1 pseudogene is annotated in these 5,876 nt (G+C 68.0%); it reads right to left on the bottom strand.

Going from position 1 to position 5,876, the window contains the following annotated elements:
- Positions 1–5,852: pseudogene (locus tag ACWDSL_RS51285) on the bottom strand (amino acid adenylation domain-containing protein); the annotation flags it as partial.
- Between the last annotated feature and the right edge of the window lie 24 nt (positions 5,853–5,876).

Genomic DNA, 5,876 nt, shown 5'->3' with positions numbered 1-5,876 from the left:
ATCGACGCCGGATCGAACAGATCCGTCCGGTAGTCGACATGCCCACTCAACCCACCCGGACCGCCATCCCCCGCACGCAACTCGCTGAGATTGACGGTGAGGTCGAATCTGGCGGCGATCCCGCCCAACGGCTGATGGGCGATGTCCAGATCCGGAAGGTCCAGGGTGGCGCGGATGTTGTTCTGGAAGGAGAGCATCACCTGGAACAGCGGATGCCGGGCCATCGACCGCTCCGGGTTCAGCACCTCCACCAAACGCTCGAACGGCACATCCTGATGCGCGAACGCACCCAGATCCGTCTCCCGCACCCGCCCCACCAACTCACGGAACGTCGGATCACCACTCACATCCGTACGCAACACCAACGTGTTCACAAAGAATCCGACCAGATTGTCCAGCGCGTCATCCGTACGCCCGGCAATCGGCGTGCCGATCGGGATATCGGTGCCCGCGCCTATCCGGGTGAGCAGGACGGCCAGGGCGGCCTGGACGGTCATGAACACACTCGCCCCGCTGCCCTGCGCCAACTCGACCAGTCGGGTGTGCACCTCGACCGGCACCCGCACCCCCACACTGCCGCCCTCATGCGATGCCACGGCCGGCCGGGGCCGGTCCACCGGCAGCTCCAGCTGCTCCGGCACGCCCGCCAGGGCAGCCGTCCAGTAGGCCAGCTGCTGCGAGATCACACTGTCCGGGTCCTCTTCGCTGCCCAGCACCTCACGCTGCCACAGGGCGTAATCCGCGTACTGCACCGGCAGCGCTTGCCATCCGGGTGCCTTGCCGTTGGTGCGGGCCTGGTAGGCGGTGGTCAGGTCGCGGGCGAAGGGTGCCATCGACCAGCCGTCAGCGGCGATGTGGTGTACGACTGCCAGCAGTACGTACTCATCCGGCGCCACGGCGAACAGCCGTACCCGCAGCGGAAGGTCACGCGAGAGGTCGAACCCGGCGCGAGCCTCCTTCATCAGTGCTTCGGCCAGGTCCCCGTCGGCCACATCCAACACCTGGAACACCGATGCGACGTCGCCTTGAAGGATGTGCTGACGGGGCTGGCCATCGGTCTCGGGGAAGAGTGTCCGCAGGCTCTCATGCCGCCCGACCACATCCCCCACGGCCAGGCGCAGGGCGTCGGTGTCCAGTTGGCCGCGCAGCCGAAGCGACATGGGGATGTTGTAGGTGCCTGAGGGGCCTTCGAGTTGGCCGAGGAACCACAGTCGGCGTTGCGCGAAGGAGACGGGTACGGTCTCGGGCCGTGGCCTGCCGGTCAGCGGCTGGCGTACCAGGCTGGTTTCTTGATCTGTTCGTGCGCTCAGTCCGGCGACGGTCGGGGACTCGAAGAGCGCGCGGATGCCGAGCTCCAGGCCCAGGGTGGTGCGGATGCGGCTGATGAGGCGGGTGGCGAGGAGGGAGTGTCCGCCGAGCGTGAAGAAGTTGTCGTCGATGCCGATGTCGGCGACACCCAGCACTTCCACGAACAGCCCGCACAGGATCTCCTCGCGTGGTGTGCGCGGGGCGCGGCGGGTGAGTGTTGTGGTGTAGTCGGGGGCGGGCAGGGCCTTGCGGTCCAGCTTGCCGTTCGGGGTCAGGGGCAGCCGTTCGAGTACGACGAGTGCTGAGGGGACCATGTAGTCCGGCAGTCGGCCCCTGGCCACTTCCAGCACCTGTGCGGCGTCAAGCCCTACACCCGTGTCCGTGGGCACCACATAGCCGACCAGACGCCGGTCTCCGGGCCGGTCCTCCCGTACCAGGACGGCGGTCTGCGCCACGGCGTCGTGCGCCGCCAGGACGCTCTCCACCTCGCCGGGCTCGATACGGAAGCCACGCACCTTGACCTGGGCGTCCGCACGCCCCACGAACTCCAGCTGCCCGTCCGCCCGCCACCGGACCACATCCCCCGTCCGGTACATCCGCGCCGCCGCCGTCGTGCCGAACGGATTCGCCACAAACCGCTCCGCCGTCAGACCAGGCCGCCCCAGATACCCTCGGGCCAGTTGCGCACCGGCGATGTAGAGCTCGCCGGGCACCCCCACCGGCACTGGTTGCAGCGTCGCGTCCAGCACATACACCTGTGTGTTCCACACGGGGTGACCGATGGGGGGAGCGGTGGTGAGCTCATCGTCGGTGAACCATGACGTGGAGTAGACGGTGGCTTCGGTGGGCCCGTAGCAGTTCGCGAGCAGACCTCCCGGAACGGCGGCACGAATGGCGTTCGCCACGTGTGGCGTGATGGCCTCGCCGGCCAACACCACCGTTCCCGCGTCAATGTTTCCACCGCTGCTGAGGAGAGTTGAGACAACGGAGGGAACACCGCTGATGAGGCAGGAAGACCCACTGTCCGGCACACTGCCACCAAGAGCGAGCAGGTCGCGGACCACCTCGACGCGTCCGCCAGTGATGAGCGGCGTGAAGAGCTCGAAGACCGAGACGTCGAAGTTGAGAGACGTCGAGACGTACACATGAGTCAATCGCTCGGGCCCGAACTCGGAGGCGGCCCAGGTGATGAGATTGACCACGCTCCGCTGCTGGACCGTGACGCCCTTGGGGCGACCGGTGGAGCCGGAGGTGTAGATGACGTAGGCGGGATGCTGGGGGAGCAGGCCGCCCGTGCGGTCGGTGTCCACGACATCCGCATCGTCGTATCGAGCGGCCCACTCGTCATCCACCATCAGCCGAGGCAGATCGTCGGCCGGGGGGAGAGCGGCGGATGTGGTGGTGTCGGTGACCAGGAGTGTGGGGGCCGCGTCCTGGAGCATGTAGTGGATGCGGTCGGTGGGGTAGTCCGGGTCGATGGGGAGGTACCCCGCGCCGCTTTTGAGGATGGCCAGCAGGGTGACGACCAGTTCGGCCGAGCGCGGCAGCGCCACCGCCACCAGCCGCTCCGGCCCGGCGCCCTGGGCGATCAGACACCGCGCCAGCCGGTTCGCTCGGGCGTTGAGGTCGGCGTACGTCACTTCCTGGCCCTCGAAGACGACCGCGACCGCGTCGGGGGTGCGCTTGACCTGGGCCTCGAAGAGTTCGGGCAGCAGGGCGTCCGGGAGCGGGTGTGCGGTGTCGTTCCAGTGGGTGAGGACCTGGTGCCGTTCGCCCTCGCCGAGTATGTCGATCTGGCTGACTCGGGTGTCCGGATCGGCGGTGACTGTCGCCAGGACGTGGACGAGCCGTGTGGCCAGCGCCTCGATGGTGGTGGGGTGGAAGAGGTCGGTGCGGTAGTCGAGGTGTCCGGTGAGGCCGTCGGCGGCGCCGTCCGCGGCGCGGTGCTCGCTGAGATTGACGGTCAGGTCGAATTTGGCGGCGGTGCCACCCAAGGGCTGCCGGGTGACGTGCAGGCCGCGGAGGTCGAGGTGGGGGTGGGTGTTGTTCTGAAGGGCGAGCATCACCTGGAACAGGGGGTGATGCGCCAGGGAGCGTTGCGGGTTGAGTACTTCCACGAGGCGTTCGAAGGGCACGTCCTGGTGTGCGTAGGCGGCCAGGTCCGTTTCCCGTACGCGTTCGATGAGCTCGCGGAAGGTGGGGTCGCCACTGGTGTCCGTACGCAGGACGAGGGTGTTGACGAAGAAGCCGACCAGCTCGTCGAGCGCGTCGTCGGTGCGTCCGGCGATGGGTGTGCCGATCGGGATGTCATGGCCCGCGCCCATACGGCTCAGAAGGACGGCCAGGGCGGCCTGGACGGTCATGAAGACGCTTGCGCCCCTGTCGTGGGCCAGCTCCGCCAGCCGGGCGTGTACGGGCGCCGGCACGTGCAGCGCCACGCTGTCGCCCTCGTACGACGCTACGGCGGGCCTGGGACGATCGACCGGCAGCTCCAGCTGCTCGGGCACACCGGCCAGGGTGGTGGCCCAGTACTCCAGCTGGGCGTTGACCAGGCTGTCGGGGTCGTCTTCGTGGCCGAGGATTTCCTGCTGCCAGAGCGTGTAGTCCGCGTACTGCACCGGCAGCGCGCGCCATCCGGGTGCCTCGCCGTCGGTGCGGGCCTGGTAGGCGGTGGTCAGGTCGCGGGCGAAGGGTGCCATCGACCAGCCGTCTGCGGCGATGTGATGTACGACAGCCAGCAGTACGTAGTCGTCCGGCCCGAGCACGAACAGCCGTACGCGCAGGGGAAGCTCGCAGCCGAGGTCGAACCCAGTGGCGGCCTCCCGCTTCAGCGCCTCCGCCAAGTCTTCCTCGGCGATGTCCAGCACTTCGAACACCGATGTCGCGTCGCTGTGGAGGATGTGCTGGTAGGGCTGGCCGTCGTGCTGGGGGAAGACCGTACGCAGGCTCTCATGCCGCTCGACCACGTCGGTCAGGGCCAGGCGCAGGGCATCGGTGTCCAGTTGGCCGCGTAGCCGTAGGGACATGGGGATGTTGTAGGTGCCTGAGGGGCCTTCGAGTTGGCCGAGGAACCAGAGTCGGCGTTGTGCGAAGGAGAGGGGTACGGGTTCGGGCCGGGTTTGGGTGGTGAGTTTGGGGCGTGTGGTGTGGGCGTTGGATGTGTGGAGGTGTTCGGCGAGTCCGGCGACGGTGGGTGTTTCGAAGAGGGCGCGGATGGTGAGTTCGACGTCCAGGGTGGTGCGGATGCGGCTGATGAGGCGGGTGGCGAGGAGAGAGTGTCCGCCGAGGGAGAAGAAGCTGTCATCGATGCCGACGTCGGGGACCGCGAGGACTTCGGCGAAGAGACCGCACAGGATCTCCTCGTGCGGTGTGCGGGGTGCTCGGCGGGTGGTGGATGTGGTGTAGTCGGGGGCGGGGAGAGCGTTGCGGTCGAGCTTGCCGTTTGGTGTCAGGGGCAGGCGGTCGAGGGTGATGAGTGTGGTGGGCACCATGTAGTCGGGGAGCCGGTCCCTGGCCACCCCCAGCACCTGGGCGGTATCAACTCCCACTTCCGCATCCGTCGGCACCACATAGCCGACCAGCCGCTTGTCGCCGGGCTGGTCTTCACGGACAAGGACGGCGGCTTGGGCAACCGCATCATGGGTGGTCAGTGTCGCTTCGATTTCGCCGGGTTCGATGCGGAAGCCGCGGATTTTGATTTGGGTGTCGGTGCGGCCGAGGTGTTCGAGTGTGCCGTTGGTGTTCCAGCGGGCGAGGTCGCCGGTGCGGTACATGCGGGTGCCGGGTGCGCCGAAGGGGTCGGGGACGAAGCGTTCGGCGGTGGTGGCGGGTTGGTTGATGTAGCCGTGGGCGAGGCCCGTTCCGGCGATGTAGAGCTCGCCTGCGACTCCTGGGGGTACGGGGCGCAGGGTGTCGTCCAGGACGTAGGCGCGGGTGTTGTCCATGGGCCGGCCGATGGGGACCGAGGTGCCGGGTGGTGTGGCGGGGGTCATGAGGTGCTGGGTGGCGCACAGGGTGATCTCCGTGGGCCCGTACAGCGATCGCACCCTGATGTGCGGGCAGGCCTGGAGTACGCGTTGGACGGCGGTGGGGGAGACCACGTCACCGCCGGTCAACACCTCCTGGACCTGGTCGAAACACCCGGGATCCTCCTCCGCGATCACCCGGAACAACCCCGCCGTCACATGCACCGCACTCACCTCGCCACCCGCCACCAGCCCACGCAGCGCCTGAGTGTCGACCTGCTCGTTGGGTGCTACGACGACCCGGCCGCCCGACAGCAGCGGCACCCAGATCTCGTAATCCGAGGCGTCGAAGGCATGCGGAGCATGCATCAGCACCCGCTCATGCACACCATCCGTGTCCCCGGCCCACGCCCTGTCCAGGGCCAGCTCCACCACACCGCGGTGCGGCACGGCCACGCCCTTCGGTTCGCCGGTGGAGCCCGAGGTATACATCACGTAGGCGAGCTGCAGCGGATGCCTGCCGTTCAGGGCCGGGTTGCTTTCGTCGGCGTCGGCAGTGGTCAGGAGCGTGTCGGTCACCTCGACCAGGCGGGCGTCTGCGGT

The sequence above is a fragment of the Streptomyces sp. NPDC000941 genome, assembly GCF_053599555.1.
This window is presented reverse-complemented; position numbering and strand designations above follow the sequence as displayed.